This is a genomic window from Amphritea atlantica (genome assembly GCF_024347255.1).
In the GTDB taxonomy this organism is placed as follows: Bacteria; Pseudomonadota; Gammaproteobacteria; order Pseudomonadales; family Balneatricaceae; genus Amphritea; species Amphritea atlantica.
Genome location: NZ_AP025284.1, coordinates 958,502 through 971,220 on the forward strand (window position 1 = coordinate 958,502; position 12,719 = coordinate 971,220).

Here is a 12,719-nt window from a genome sequence, read left to right on the forward strand (position 1 = left end):
CACGGCCTACTCCACAAACACCCCTTTAATCTTCTCCTGATCAACAAATCGTCCATAGTTATTCACGCTTGCTCTGACTTTTTTGTCTGACAGGATATCCTGTATGGCGACTTTGCCGATCATCTCGAAGGCATTTTTCAGGGCCTGTGGGTCTGTCTTAAGGGCGGCTTTTGCTTCGTTGGGGCAGTCCTCAGAAAACAGTCGGGTGATCAGATTGCCAACGGTCTTATCGGAGTTCTGCCGATCGCCTCGGGATATATTGGCGTAGGATTCCAGTTCCGGATGCGCGGACATTGAAAAGTAGATCCACTTAACCAACTCTTTGCGCTCTTTACCGGTGAGGGAATCGATAAAACAGGTGCTCAGGTCGCGAAAGGCTTTGACGGCAGAGCCGGTTGATAAATCCTGAGCACTGGCCTGTAGTGGCAGGGAGAGCATGGTGGCGAAGCCGATGGATAGCAGAAAAGTTGTGGTGGTGTTTTTCAATGGGTGGCTCCTTCGGGGTTCATCTATAGCAAAGCGGCTCTGCTCAGTGTTGCATAACACCGGGTCAGGCCGGTTACTTTGACAGATAGCGAATGCCATCCTCCAGCCCCTCAAGGGTCAGGGGGTACATCTTGTTATCCATAATATTTTTTATCATCTGGGTGCTGGCGGTGTAGTCCCAGTAGCGCGGGTGGCTGGGGTTGAGCCAGATCGCTTTGTCCCAGGTGTCCAGAATGCGTTGCATCCAGACACTGCCCGGTTCTGGGTTGCGGTGTTCAACACTGCCATAGCGCTCGGAGACTTCGTAGGGGGCCATCGCCGCATCGCCGACAAAGATAACCCGGTAGTCCCGGCCATAGGTGTGCAGCAGGTCGAAGGTGTCGATATGTTCATTCCAGCGGCGCTTATTATCTTTCCACACCCGTTCGTAAACACAGTTATGGAAGTAGAAGTATTCCAGATGTTTGAACTCGGTGCGGGCAGCGGAGAACAGCTGCTCACACTGGCGGATATATGGGTCCATTGAGCCGCCGACATCGAAGAACAGCAGGACTTTGGCGGCGTTATGCCGTTCTGGCACCATCTTCAGATCCAGCAGTCCGGCATTATTGGCGGTGGAGCGGATGGTGTCATCCAGATCCAGTTCGTCGGCGGCACCGGTGCGGGCGAATTTACGCAGTTTGCGCAGGGCAACTTTAAGATTACGGGTGCCCAGCTCGACACTGTCATCGAGATCGCGGAACTGGCGTTTCTCCCACACTTTCACCGCGCGTTTATGTTTGCTTTCACCGCCGATACGCACCCCTTCCGGGTTGTAACCGCTATGACCGAACGGTGAGGTGCCGCCGGTGCCGATCCATTTGCTGCCCCCTGCGTGGCGCTTTTTCTGCTCTTCAAAGCGTTTGGCCAGGGTCTCCATCAGTTTATCCAGACCGCCGAGTTTTTCGATCTCAGCTTTCTCTTCGTCAGTCAGGTTTTTGATAAAGTCAGATTCCAGCCACTGTTCCGGAACAACGTTGTCGAACGGGTCAGGCAGTTCGGCCAGCCCTTTAAAGTAGTAGCCGAAAGCCAGATCAAAACGGTCGAAATATTTCTCATCTTTCACCAGACAGGTGCGGGCCAGCAGATAGAAATCATCCCAGCTGGCAAAGGCGAGATGATTTTCCAGTGCTTCCAGCAGGGTCAGCAGCTCTTTGATTGAGACCGGCACCTGTGCCTTGCGCAGGGTGTAGAAGAAATCAACTAGCATCAGTGACTCCGGTTTAGCGGCTTTCGCGGCGGGCCATAAATGCCAGTCGTTGCAGCATATGCACATCCTGCTCATTCTTCAGTAGGGCGCCATACAGCGGCGGAATCGCTTCGCCGGGATTACGGTTTTGCAGCAGATCAACGGGGATGTTGTCCGCCAGCAGCAGCTTTAGCCAGTCGATCAGCTCTGAGGTTGATGGCTTCTTTTTCAGGCCGTTGATCTCACGCACCTGGAAGAAGATCTCCAGCGCTTCATTAACCAGATCTTTCTGAATGTTCGGGAAGTGAACATCGACGATCTGCTTCATGGTTTCCGCATTGGGGAAGTTGATATAGTGGAAAAAGCAGCGGCGCAGAAAGGCATCGGGCAGCTCTTTTTCGTTGTTGCTGGTGATAATAATAATCGGACGATGTTTAGCGACCACCGTTTCACCGGTCTCGTAAACGCTGAACTCCATCTTATCCAGCTCGACCAGCAGGTCATTGGGAAACTCGATATCCGCTTTATCGATCTCATCAATCAGCAGCACTACCTGCTCATCGGCATCGAACGCTTCCCACAGCATCCCTTTGCGGATGTAGTTGTTAATATCGTGTACCCGGTCATCACCCAGCTGGGAATCCCGCAGCCGGGAAACCGCATCGTATTCATACAGGCCCTGCTGAGCTTTAGTGGTTGATTTGATATGCCAGCGCAGCAGCTTTTTACCAAACGCCAGCGCCACCTCATCGGCGAGCATGGTTTTGCCGGTACCCGGTTCACCTTTGATCAGCAGGGGGCGTTGCAGTGTTGCGGCAGCGTTGACCGCCATCCGCAGATCATCAGTCGCAACATAGCGCTCGGTACCTTCAAACTTCATCTGAGTTAACCTCTGTGGAAACTGTTACCAAAGATGATCATATTAGCAGAAAAGTGGTATCGGGATATGTGCGCCGCTTAACTAATTAGGACAATCTGACTATCTATCTGCCACTCTGGCTTGTTGTGGATAACGGCCATCACGCTGCACCAGTAGCATGGCGATCAGCACCAACACAATGCCGGGTAACAGCTGCCACTGGAACACCGCCGAACCGAGTAACAGGTTGAGAAGCACGACAAAGATTGGCGTCAGGAAACCATAAGCGGCCACCTGCGTTGCCCCCAGTGTGATGGTGCCTAACTGCAGCAAAAAGAAGCTGACCAGGGTGGTGAAGACGGCGAGATAGAGCACGCCCAGATAGACGTTGATGTCGACTTCAGTCCATGCAATCTGTCCCAGGTTTGGCATAGACAGCAGCAACAGCCAGACGGCACCGAAGCTGATCACCCAGAATGTCATCATCTCCATCGGCTCACCGGCATAGAATTTTCTGATCAGCGGATTGTAGGTGCCCATAAACAGACAGCCGATCATAAACAGCAGATCACCGCGATTAATATCCAGCTGTAACAGGCTGTTAAGGTCGCCACGGAATACAATCCACAGGGCGCCCAGGGTGCCCAGCAGCAGTCCGCTGGCCCGGCGCTTTCCCGTTGTTTCCCGGTTGATAAAAAACACATAGAACGCCGTAATGGCAGGCACGGTGGTGTAGATTGCGCCGGTATTCAGAGCGCTGGTATAGCGCAGTGCCTCAAACATACACCAGAAAAAAACGACTAACGGAATACTTAAAATGGCATAGACCAGCAATCGTCGGGCTGATGGCAGGTGCCAGCCATTTTTAATAAACACATAGGGGGCAAACAGTAGCGCGGCTAACACAAAACGAATCAGCATCATCACTTCAGGTGGCAGCCCTTCGGTGATCAGCGCGCCAACAGGAAAGGAGCTGGCGACAAGCGCCACCATCAGTAGCATCAGCAGATGAATCAGTGCGCGTGAATATTGTGGGGGCTGGTTGTTCATAGTGTTCTCTTAATGCTTTTTATTAGTGCTTTTTATTAGTGCTTTGGAGCGATGGAGTGCAGATTAACCCGTTTTCAATTGACTGATAATCCCTGTTTTTGGAGAATGACTGTTGAGTTAAAGTAAACAGTGAGGGTTGTATGGATACGATGGGTGCAATTCCGGTGTTTGTTGCCGTGGTGCAGTATGGTGGTTTTTCGCCGGCGGCCCGCTTTCTGGGCATCTCTAAATCCGCGGTGAGTAAGCGGATATCGCAGTTAGAGCAGCAGCTCGGCGTTAAGTTGTTGCACCGGACGACCCGCAAGCTGAGTCTGACTGAAGCGGGGGAGCACTATTTCGAGCATGCTTTGAAGGCCAACCTGGCAGCCCGGGATGCCGAGGATGCGGTGGCTCAGTTGCAGGGTGAACCTCAGGGACGGCTGCGTATCAACACCCCGATGTCCTTTGGTCGTTTGCATATGGCCCCGATGATCCCCGAATTTCTGAAAAAATATCCCAGGATCCGTATCGACTTGGTGATGGACGATAAACGACTCGATCTGGTCAGTGGTGGCTTTGATATTGCGATCCGTGGCGGAGCGCTGCCGGATTCGACGCTGGTGGCCCGTAGGCTGGCGACTCTGAACAGCGTGCTCTGTGCCTCTCCAGACTATCTTGATCGTCATGGTTATCCGCAACAGCTGGATGACCTGTTGCAGCATAACTGTCTCTCATTCAGCTACTCAAATGATGTGAAAGAGTGGAGTTTCACTCAGGGTAATCAGCGCCACTCAGTGGTGGTGTCAGGCAGCTATCAGGTGAATAACAGTGAAGCGTTGCTGGAAGCGGTGCGCCAGGGGCTTGGAATCGCGCGCTTACCCACTTTTGTTGCGGGGCCTGATATCCGCGCGGGGAAGCTGGTGGTACTGTTTCCCGAGTATAAGATGCCGGAGCTGGATATAAATGCGGTGCTGATAGAACGTCAGTATATGCCAGCCAAGGTTCGCGCCTTTCTGGATTTTGCTATTGAATATTTTGGCAGTGAAACCCCCTATTGGGAGCAGGGGATCGAAATATAGTGCTGTTCACTGTTCGTTTTTGCTCAACATTATTTTGATAAAAAAGGGGATTATCGGTCAATAATAAACAATTTAACCTGTTGGTCATGGTCTGACAGAGCCTTTGGTGATCTGTTCAGTCCCATTAAACCGATGAACAGTTAAGGATTTATTATGGACCTTTTTACAGCCATTGAAGCGCGCCGCGCGATTAAGCATTACTCCAGCAACGAAACGGTCAGCGAGGCTGATTTCGAGCGCATTATGCAAGCGGTGCTGCTGTCACCCACCTCCTACAATATTCAACACTGGCGATTTGTCAGGGTGACCGACCCGCAGCAGCGTAGCAGAATTCAGGAGGCGGCCTGGGGACAGACCCAGATAACCGAAGCGGCAGAACTGATAATTCTTTGTGCAGATACCCAGGCCTGGAGTGATGACCCACAGCGTTACTGGGCCAATACCAATGCCGAGGTTCAGTCAGTGATGCTGCCGATGCTGCAAGCCTTCTATGAGGGTAAAGGCCAACTGCAACGGGATGAAGCGTTGCGCTCCAGTGGTATGGCGGCGCAGACGCTGATGCTGGCCGCTAAAGCACTGGGGTATGATACCTGCCCTATGATTGGCTTCGACAGTGAGCAGGTTGCCAGGATTATTAATCTGCCTGCGGGCCATCTGATCAGTATGATCATCACCCTGGGCAAGGCGGACAGACCCGCTAATCCAAGGGCCGGGCAGTTGCCTTTAGAGGAGGTGCTATTGGAAAACAGCTACTGATGTCGTTTCCTTTTTTAATTTCAGCGCTTAGTTCTGAGTTATAAAGCCACTTATTATAAAGCCACTTACTATAAAGCCGCTTAAAGAGGATTATAAAACGCCGCGTAGACAGCGAAACCTGCCCAGCTTAGCAGCAATAACCCCCAGCTCAAGCGACTCTGTACATAGACAGTCTCTGTTACAGCTTCAGTTGTTGTTTGCTGGGCATCCTGTTTTTGCGCTTGCTGCAGTTTTCGCTTCTGTTTGTCCAGCTCCCGGGATTTTTCCTTATGGCGCTTTTTATACTCCTCAATCCCTTTCTGGATGCCCTGAGCGATCAGTTTGGTCTGCTCTTTGGTCTGTCCTGGTCGCTGAGTGGCTTTGGCAACCTGCATCGCTTCTGCCACCACTTCGTTGGATACTTTTGCTCTCTTTGCCATGATCTCTGTTAACACTCCCGTTGCTGAGGCTCTCTCCCAGAGCTACTTTGCTAAGCAGTCTCTACCCGGATAGTGGTTTTATTATCACATGGATAACCGGTCGGTTGGCCTGAAATAAGAAATTTTTGCTCTGTGACAGACAATCATCGCCATAATTGAGTATCCTCTGCAAAAGAGAGAACACCTCAGGAAATAGTCGTTTAAAAGGACCGGAACATGGCAGGCTCAAGCCTTCTTGCATTAATTGATGATATCGCGACACTGCTGGATGATGTTGCCAGTATGACCAAAGTGGCAGCGGGCAAAACCGCCGGAGTACTGGGGGATGATCTGGCACTGAATGCCGAGCAGGTATCGGGGGTGCGGGCTGACCGGGAACTTCCGGTGGTGTGGGCGGTGGCTAAAGGCTCACTGGTGAACAAGATGATACTGGTGCCGGGGGCGATGGCGATCAGTTATTTTATCCCCTGGCTGATTATCCCGCTGTTGATGCTGGGTGGGCTCTATCTCTGTTTTGAAGGGTTTGAAAAGGTCGCCCACCAGTTTTTCCATTCCGCTGATGATGAAGGTAAGCATCATGCTGAGCTGACCTCTGCGGTGGCCAGTGGCGACATTAACATCGTTGAATTTGAAAAGCAGAAGATTAAAGGGGCGATTCGTACTGACTTCATCCTGTCGGCTGAGATTATCGTGCTGACGCTGGGGACGGTCGCGGCAGAGACGCTGCCGGTACAGCTGGGGGTGATGCTGGGGATCGCGCTATTGGTAACGGTCGGGGTTTATGGACTGGTGGCGGGAATCGTCAAGCTGGACGATCTGGGCCTCTATATGGTGCGTAAGCCAGAAGCTGGTCATCTGACCAGAAGAGTGGGGCGGGGAATCGTTCTGGCGGCCCCCAGGTTGATGAAGATTTTGTCGGTTGTCGGCACTATCGCCATGTTTCTGGTGGGCGGCGGTATCCTGGTGCATGGTTTACCGTTTCTGCATCACTTTGTGGAAAGTCTGATCGTCGATATGAATGCGGTGTTGCACTGGCTGGTGCCGGTGTTGCTGGATGCCGTGGTGGGGCTGATTGCCGGGGCGGTGGTGCTGGCAATCGTGACAACGGGGAAGAAGTTGTTTCGCTAAACCCTGTGGGTCGTTTTAAATGGCCACAAAAAAAGGCCGGAGTATTACGCTCCGGCCTTTTTTAATGTCGCCTCTCAGCGGATTACTTAGCGGCTTCGTAAGCTTTCTGAGCTTCAACGATAGCGGCTTTAGCGGCTTCAGCGCCTTCCCAGCCTTCCACTTTAACCCACTTGCCCTCTTCCAGACCTTTGTAGTTCTCGAAGAAGTGCTTGATGCGGGCCAGCAGTAGTTCTGGCAGATCAGTCACGTCATTAACGTTTTTATAGGCTTTGCTCAGCTTGTCGTGGGGAACAGCAACCAGCTTGGCATCTTCACCGGCTTCGTCGGTCATGTTGAGTACGCCAACCGGACGGCAGCGGATAACAGAACCCGGTACAACCGGGTATGGAGTCACAACCAGTACGTCCAGAGCATCGCCGTCGTCGGCCAGAGTGTTGTTGATATAACCGTAGTTCGCAGGGTAGAACATAGGCGCGGCCATGAAACGGTCAACGAAGATTGCTCCGGAATCTTTGTCGATCTCATATTTAACCGGATCGCTGTCCGCTGGAATCTCGATGATTACATTGATGTCATTTGGCAGATCATTGCCAGCAGGGACTTTTTCAAAGCTCATGTATCGCCTTCCTGTTTAAGTGTGAAATCTGTTTGAAATCCAAAGGCCGCATTATATACAGCCCTTGGTTAAAATTTGAATACGACTTAAAGATCATAAACTGAAGATTCAGTTAGTCCTTAGCGTGATATTTCATCATGGTTTCTACTTCTGCTTTAGAACCCAGACCGACAGAGACCCGCTGGTGGATCTTTTCGGGTTCCACGTCCATGATGTGGCCGTAACAGGTGGTGCTCAGACCGCCTGCCTGTTCAACCAGAAAACTCATCGGATTGCCTTCATACATCAGCCGCAGTTTGCCGGGCTTGGCCGGATCCCGGCTATCCCATGGGTACATGAAAATACCACCACGGGTGAGAATGCGGTGTACTTCGGCCACCATGGAGGCAACCCAGCGCATATTGTAGCGCTTACCCAGCGGTCCCTCTTCGCCCTGTAACAGATCTGCTACATAGGATTGCATCTCGGGTTCCCAGAAGCGCTGGTTGGACATATTGATACCAAACTCCTGAGTATATTCAGGAATTTTCACATTCTCTTCGGTAAGAATGAAGTCGCCACCATGACTCAGGGTAAACATATGTACGCCGTTACCGGTAGTCAGCACCAGAACCGCACAGGGGCCGTACAGAACATAACCGGATGCTATCTGCTTACGGCCACACTGCATAAAGGCTGCATCAGTGCCGCCATCCAGCCCTTCAGGCTTTTCCAGAATGGAAAAGATAGTGCCGACAGAGACGTTAACATCGATATTGGATGAGCCATCCAGTGGATCGAAGGTGACCAGATATTTACCTTCGGGGTTGCCGGCGACCGGGTGGTCCTCCTCTTCTGAGGCCAGACCCGCAACCGTGGGGTTATCCAGCAGTACCGCTTTCAGAATATCGTTGGAGATGATATCGAGTTTCTTTTGGGTTTCCCCCTGAACATTAATGCCTTCAGAGGTGCCTAATACACCCGCCAGAGCACCTTCGCGCAGTTTAATTGCGATCTCTTTGCAGGACAGCATCAGACTGTCAATCAGGTCAATAAGATCATCGGGAGTGTCGTGGTGCTTGAGGTACTGGTTTAGCAGTCGCATGTGGCCAAAAAACCTATGGGTTCAGGAGTTAAAAAATTGTCATAATTTTACGCTGATTAACGGGGTAATTACACCGTAACATCGATAATTAACTCAAAAAAACGGCAATAGCGTCGATTGATTTTAATCCTCTGGCAGCAAGCGTTGGGTTTCGTTTATATGTTCAGCTTTTTTGTGATGATGTTAATGGCTGAAAAAGGGCTAAACGGAGTCGGCTTAACTGTTATCATAGGGCGATATTTTTGCGATAGAAGCTGATCTGGAGAACTTATCCGTGCACGTTCATATACTGGGAATCTGTGGCACTTTTATGGGCAGCCTTGCGGTCTTGGCGAAAGAGCTGGGACACCAGGTCAGCGGCTCAGATGCCAATGTTTATCCGCCGATGAGTACTCAGCTGGAACAGCAGGGGATCAGTCTGATCGAGGGGTACGATCCGGCGCAGCTTGACCCGGCCCCGGATATGATTATCGTTGGCAATGCTATGACCCGGGGAAACCCCTGTGTTGAATTTATGCTGGAGCGTGGGCTGCCCTACACCTCGGGACCGCAGTGGTTGTCGGATAATCTGTTGCGGGATAAATGGGTATTGGCGGTGGCCGGTACCCACGGAAAAACTACCACGGCAACGATGCTGGCCTGGCTGCTGCAACATGCCGGCATGGCGCCTGGGTTTCTTATTGGCGGGGTGCCGAAAAATTTCGACCGTTCTGCCCGGGTGGGGGAGAGCCCCTTTTTCGTTATCGAAGCGGATGAGTATGATACCGCCTTCTTCGATAAGCGCTCTAAGTTTGTCCATTACCACCCCCGCACCCTGATTCTGAATAATCTGGAGTTCGACCACGGCGATATATTCGATGATCTGGCTGCGATTCAGCGGCAGTTCCATCATGTGGTCAGAATTGTGCCGGCTAACGGTCAGGTGATTATGCCTGCGGGCGTTGAATCACTGGAGCAGGTGATCGCACAGGGGTGTTGGACACCGGTGGTAAAAACATCGGTCAGCGATGAAGCGCTGTTGAATAGTGACGCTGAGTGGCAGGCGCGGCTGATTAAAGCTGATGGTTCCGAATTTGCAGTACTGCATCGGGGTGAAGAGGTGGGAATTGTACGCTGGAATATGACCGGCCTGCACTCGGTTAATAATGGTTTGATGGCGCTGGTGGCGGCGCGTCATGTGGGTGTGCAGGTCGCGCATGCCATTGAGGGGTTGTGTAACTTTGGCGGTGTAAAACGGCGTATGGAGCTGATCGGCGAAGTAGCCGGGATCCGGGTTTATGATGATTTTGCCCATCACCCCACCGCGATCGAGACCACTCTGCAGGGAGTGCGTGCGCAGGTGGGGGATGCCCCCGTCATTGCCGTGATTGAACCGCGTTCCAATACCATGCGGATGGGGATACATCGACAACAACTGGCACAATCAGCAGGGCTGGCGGATAGAGTGTTCTGGTATCAGCCTGCCGGGCTCGACTGGTCACTGCAGGATGTGGTGGATAGTTGTGTTAATCCGGCCGTGCTGGCACGGAAAACGGACGACATTATCGACGAGCTGGTTGCCAGTGCTCAACCTGGAAGCCATATTGTGATTATGAGTAATGGTGGTTTTGATGGTATTCACACCCGCCTGGTTAAGGCGTTGCAACAGAAGTGGGGTTGAAGGTGACAGATTCCTATAAAGAGAGAATTACACTGGCGATCACCGGAGCCTCGGGTGCGCAGTATGGTTTGCGTCTGCTGGAATGTCTGGTGGCTGCCCGCTGTCAGGTGCTGGTAATGATCTCCAAAGCCGCGCAGGTGGTGATCGCTACGGAAACCGATGAAGCACTGCCGGGTTCTGCAAAAGAGCAGGAGGTCTGGCTGACTCAGCGCTTTTCCGCGACGGTTGGGCAGATTCGGGTGTTCGGCCGGGAGCAGTGGATGGCCCCGGTGGCCTCCGGTTCCGGTGCGCCGGGAAAGATGGTGGTGTGTCCCTGTTCAACCGGCGCATTGTCTGCCATCGCCACGGGCGCCAGTAATAACCTGATTGAGAGGGCTGCGGATGTCGCCCTGAAAGAGCGGCGTCAGTTGATTCTGGTGCCCCGCGAAGCCCCTTATTCTGAGATCCATCTGGAGCATATGCTGAAGCTCACACGGATGGGATGCGTGGTGATCCCCGCCAGTCCCGGGTTTTATAATCGTCCCCAAACCATTGAGGATATGATCGACTTTGTGGTGGCACGGATTCTGAATCAGTTACAGATCGAACAAAACCTGTTGCCGCGCTGGGGTGAGGATAGCCTTTGCTGATCATAGCGCTTAAAATGCAGCGCTTTTCCAAGGTTCACAGCTGAACCTGCTTTTTTATAGATAGCGGATACTACAGATGACCAAAATTCTTGCCCTGGATACATCAACGGATGCCTGTTCAGTGGCTCTGTCGATTGATGGTGTTATTCAGGAAGATTTTCGTGTGATTCCCCGTCAGCATACCCGTCAGTTATTACCGATGGTGGACCAGATGTTGTCCTCCGCCGGGCTGCAGGTTAAGCAGCTGGATGCGATTGCGTTTGGACGGGGGCCCGGCTCTTTCGCCGGTATCCGTATTGCTACCGGCACTGCCCAGGGGCTTGCCTTCGCGGCTGACCTGCCGTTGTTGCCGGTGTCCACATTGGCGGCGATCGCCCTTAAAGCATCAAGGGAACATAACGCCGAACGTATTGTCAGCACTCTGGATGCGCGAATGAATGAGTTGTATTGCTGCGCTTATGAGATGCGCGATGGCCTGCCCCAGGCGCTGGATAAAGAGATCGTCAGTTCGCCGGAGAATATTGTTCTGCCCGAGGGGGATAACTGGTTTGCCGCCGGGCGTGGCTGGATCTATCTCGATAGCATGTCAGCCGCAGTGCAGCAGGCAGTCTGTACTCCGGAGCTGGATATCTATCCTGCGGCAGGGATGATGTGTGAGTTAGCCGTTGCTGCTTATGTCCAGGGCGAGGGTGTCTCTGCTGAGCAGGCTCAGCCGGTTTATCTGCGCGATGAAGTGTCCTGGAAAAAGGTCGCTGACCAGAAAAAGAAAGGGCAGTGATACGGATCTCTGTGAGTCCGGCCTGAACATCTGTTGGTCATAGAAAGCCAGTAACATCGCATCAGGTGTGGCGCCTAATGTCAGTTTGTATATGTGAAGTATTAAATTGAGGATAAGTTCAGCATGGATTGGTTCCAGGTAGTTTTTTTAGCGTTATTGCAGGGCCTTACTGAGTTTTTACCTATTTCAAGTTCGGCGCACCTGATACTGCCTTCGCAGCTGTTTGGCTGGGTTGATCAGGGGCTGGCTTTTGATGTTGGTGTGCATATCGGTTCGCTGACGGCGGTGATGATCTATTTCCGTCAGGATATCTGGCGAATGATTGTTGCCTGGACCAGCAGTCTGGTTGGCCGCGGCAGCAGTACGGATTCCCGGCTGGCCTGGTATGTTATCTGGGCGACGTTGCCGGCGGTTGTCGCGGGGTTTATCTTTGAGTCTGCTGTTGATCACTATGGCCGCAGTATTCTGGTGATCGCCGGGGCCACGCTGGTGTTTGGTGCGTTGCTGTGGTGGGCTGACTTCAGTCGTACCGAAGTACGGCCACTGGAAAAAATCACCCTGAAAGATGTCATTATCATCGGTCTGGCGCAGGCGGTTGCCCTGATTCCTGGTACCTCCCGTTCAGGTATTACCATTACGGCAGGTTTGATGCTGGGACTTAATCGTCAGTCAGCAGCCCGCTTCTCCTTTCTGTTGTCGATTCCGGTGATCCTCGGCGCTGGCTTGCTCAAAGGCCTGGAACTGATGAAGACCGGTACGGCGGACGAGTGGACTATGGTTTTAAGCGGTACGGTACTGGCCGCAATCAGCGCGTATGCCTGTATCCACCTGTTTCTGAAATGGCTGGACAAAGTCGGTATGTTGCCGTTTGTTATCTACCGCATGCTGTTGGGATTTGTTCTGCTCGGCGTGTATTTTATTATCTGACTAGAATTGTCTGACTAGATTAGCGCAGCCGCGAAGGAACT

14 protein-coding genes are annotated in these 12,719 nt (G+C 52.3%); 7 read left to right on the forward strand and 7 right to left on the reverse strand.

Translation table 11 applies throughout. The annotated features are described in order from the left end of the window. Nucleotides 1–6: 6 nt before the first annotated feature. The 4 genes from OCU43_RS04315 to OCU43_RS04330 all read right to left on the reverse strand — a co-directional run bounded on the left by OCU43_RS04315 (nt 7) and on the right by OCU43_RS04330 (nt 3,623). Nucleotides 7–585 carry a hypothetical protein gene (locus OCU43_RS04315; RefSeq protein ID WP_261832979.1) on the reverse strand — a complete coding sequence of 193 codons (579 nt, stop codon included), beginning with the start codon at nt 583–585 and terminating at the stop codon, nt 7–9. After that, nucleotides 560–1,735, reverse strand: a complete 1,176-nt coding sequence (locus OCU43_RS04320; RefSeq protein WP_091359926.1) for a vWA domain-containing protein — start codon at nt 1,733–1,735, stop codon at nt 560–562. The genes OCU43_RS04315 and OCU43_RS04320 overlap by 26 nt, the downstream gene beginning before the upstream one ends. Before the next feature lie 13 nt (nt 1,736–1,748). Next, the gene (locus tag OCU43_RS04325; protein ID WP_091359923.1) at nt 1,749–2,594 is read right to left on the reverse strand and encodes an AAA family ATPase; all 846 of its coding nucleotides are present in this window, start codon (nt 2,592–2,594) and stop codon (nt 1,749–1,751) included. Between the two features lie 99 nt (nt 2,595–2,693). Continuing rightward, complete coding sequence (locus tag OCU43_RS04330; protein ID WP_091359922.1) at nt 2,694–3,623, reverse strand: DMT family transporter; 930 nt, start codon at nt 3,621–3,623, stop codon at nt 2,694–2,696. Between the two features lie 140 nt (nt 3,624–3,763). Here OCU43_RS04330 and OCU43_RS04335 point away from each other — a divergent pair, with 140 nt between their 5' ends. Next, nucleotides 3,764–4,681, forward strand: a complete 918-nt coding sequence (locus OCU43_RS04335) for a LysR family transcriptional regulator (RefSeq protein ID WP_091359920.1) — start codon at nt 3,764–3,766, stop codon at nt 4,679–4,681. A gap of 153 nt (nt 4,682–4,834) precedes the next feature. After that, on the forward strand, nt 4,835–5,437 hold the full coding sequence (locus OCU43_RS04340; RefSeq protein ID WP_091359917.1) for a nitroreductase family protein: 603 nt from the start codon (nt 4,835–4,837) through the stop codon (nt 5,435–5,437). 80 nt (nt 5,438–5,517) lie between these two features. Here the strand turns inward: OCU43_RS04340 and OCU43_RS04345 are convergent, their stop codons facing one another. Continuing rightward, entirely contained in the window at nt 5,518–5,856 is a 339-nt protein-coding gene (locus OCU43_RS04345) for a DUF2956 family protein (RefSeq protein ID WP_091359914.1), read from the reverse strand. 216 nt (nt 5,857–6,072) lie between these two features. On the opposite strand from OCU43_RS04345, the gene OCU43_RS04350 reads away from it, so the two are divergent. Next, a complete protein-coding gene (locus OCU43_RS04350) occupies nt 6,073–6,984 on the forward strand; it encodes a DUF808 domain-containing protein (RefSeq protein WP_091359911.1) in 912 nt (303 codons plus the stop codon). 82 nt (nt 6,985–7,066) lie between these two features. On the opposite strand, the gene ppa is transcribed toward OCU43_RS04350, so the two are convergent. Next, nucleotides 7,067–7,600: an inorganic diphosphatase gene (gene ppa, locus OCU43_RS04355; RefSeq protein WP_091359908.1), complete on the reverse strand. Its 534-nt coding sequence runs from the start codon at nt 7,598–7,600 to the stop codon at nt 7,067–7,069. A 112-nt stretch (nt 7,601–7,712) separates the two neighbouring features. Beyond that, nucleotides 7,713–8,684 carry a class 1 fructose-bisphosphatase gene (locus OCU43_RS04360; RefSeq protein WP_091359905.1) on the reverse strand — a complete coding sequence of 324 codons (972 nt, stop codon included), beginning with the start codon at nt 8,682–8,684 and terminating at the stop codon, nt 7,713–7,715. A 274-nt stretch (nt 8,685–8,958) separates the two neighbouring features. Between OCU43_RS04360 and mpl the strand changes: the two genes are divergently transcribed. From mpl to OCU43_RS04380, 4 genes are all read left to right on the forward strand, one after another. Continuing rightward, complete coding sequence (gene mpl, locus OCU43_RS04365) at nt 8,959–10,344, forward strand: UDP-N-acetylmuramate:L-alanyl-gamma-D-glutamyl-meso-diaminopimelate ligase (protein ID WP_091359901.1); 1,386 nt, start codon at nt 8,959–8,961, stop codon at nt 10,342–10,344. 2 nt (nt 10,345–10,346) lie between these two features. Beyond that, complete coding sequence (locus tag OCU43_RS04370; RefSeq protein ID WP_175483557.1) at nt 10,347–10,973, forward strand: flavin prenyltransferase UbiX; 627 nt, start codon at nt 10,347–10,349, stop codon at nt 10,971–10,973. 76 nt (nt 10,974–11,049) lie between these two features. Continuing rightward, nucleotides 11,050–11,751, forward strand: coding sequence for a tRNA (adenosine(37)-N6)-threonylcarbamoyltransferase complex dimerization subunit type 1 TsaB (gene tsaB / locus OCU43_RS04375; RefSeq protein WP_091359896.1), 702 nt, complete (start codon nt 11,050–11,052; stop codon nt 11,749–11,751). Nucleotides 11,752–11,874: 123 nt separating this feature from the next. After that, nucleotides 11,875–12,678, forward strand: coding sequence for an undecaprenyl-diphosphate phosphatase (locus tag OCU43_RS04380; protein WP_091359893.1), 804 nt, complete (start codon nt 11,875–11,877; stop codon nt 12,676–12,678). Nucleotides 12,679–12,719 lie beyond the last annotated feature (41 nt).